General features: G+C 41.6%; 2 protein-coding genes. Both read right to left on the minus strand.

The genetic code is table 11. The features are described 5' to 3' along the window. Positions 1 to 791, minus strand: a 791-nt coding sequence (csaB, locus tag PX481_RS17160; protein WP_288095149.1) for a polysaccharide pyruvyl transferase CsaB, incomplete at its 3' end; no start/stop codon positions are given. 303 nt (positions 792 to 1094) lie between these two features. Next, positions 1095 to 1545 (minus strand): RuBisCO accumulation factor 1 (locus PX481_RS17165; RefSeq protein ID WP_353852199.1); only part of this gene is annotated, 451 nt, incomplete at its 5' end.

Below are 1545 nucleotides of genomic sequence, written 5' to 3' on the forward strand. Positions count from 1 at the left end.
AAACTATGAAAGCGCATTCCGATCACCATTTCTACCCCACGAAATAAGCCTTTTAACTGTCTTGGATCCTCTAAGCTAATGATTTGATAATTTTCCCTTAATTGACGGGCTACAGCTTCACAGAGGGGCAAATCCCGCGACTTTTGAAAAGGGACTAAGAGAATAAACGCCCCCGTACTGGTTTGCAAATCAATTAAAGCTTGGGTTAATTTATCTAACTTTGCCGGGGTTAATAGGGGATGGGGACGTAAATTGACGGCGATTCTTGGGGCGGGTAAATCCGATAATCCCTTGACTGATTGAGCGTCTAAAGCCCATACTGGATCGGGGGCAACAATGGGACGAATACCCCAATTGGCGACTAAATGAGCCGATATATCATCGCGCACACTAACTAAACTACATTGTTGCAAGACTTTTTTGGTTAACCAACGGGTAAAAGGTCTATTTAATGGCCCAATTCCCTGCCCCCAAGCAATAGTTTTTAAGCCCAATAATTGAGCAAGAGCCATTAAACCACCGTAATAAATTGGACTGGCAAAACTGGTGACATCCTGCATTAAACTGCCGCCACCCCAGATAAATATATCGGCTTTTTTAAGAGTCTGAAAAACTTGCCACCAATCCCGACTAGGACAGGTTTCCACCCCATAACGTTGACTGGTTTCTCTGGGATTATTTGACAAAACAATAGGTTTAATTTCTGACGGCAGCATCTGCAATAGAGACACTAATAATGCCTCATCTCCTCCGTTTCCTCTCCCATAATATCCACAAATTACTGCACGCATATATTCAGTTATCACTTATCAGTTATCAGTTATCAGTTATCAGCCAGAAAAAGGCAAGAGTCAAAAGGCAAAAGGCAAAAGTATGGTAAATTTGTCTCCTGTCTCCGAGTCTCCTGTCTCCTTTGTCCTCTTTGTTACTTTTTCCTTGAAAAATGTCTCTTAGTTTCTTAAGTTATGCCGTCAGCTACAAGTTAGTAGTGACCAGTTTTATTCGATTCAGTTATCAGTTTATCTATTTTCTTATTCCCACTCATAACTAATAGCTTAAACCTGATCACTGGTTACTGATCACTGATCACTGATTTAGTCGTCCATTTGCCAGGGTTCGGTGATGTTTTTTTCATCGAGGATATTTTTTGCTCTTAAAATCAAGACCAATTCACCTAGTATGGTGACATCGGGCGAACTATCAAACCATTGTAAAAAAACGGCATTATCCTTCTCCACTAGATAATAATTGTTCACATCCCATTCGGACAAAACTCGATCGATCACTAATAACACTTCCTCGGACCTGGTGGCAATCGATCGAGGTAATTGATCGCTAGGCCATAAAATAGCTACAGGATCGATCGCCTTGAGAATTGCTTGCCAACCGGGGAGAGGCACAATCGTTTGTTTATCCCCCACCGTTACCAGTCGAAAAGGTTCCTCGACGCTCAAACTTTCTGTGTGTTTTATATCAGTTACCGTCACCGGAAATCTTCCTACTAAAGGAATAATTCTGGCTAATTCGTCCTCATCCTGTAAACGA

The sequence above is a fragment of the Microcystis sp. M53603_WE2 genome, assembly GCF_030065435.1.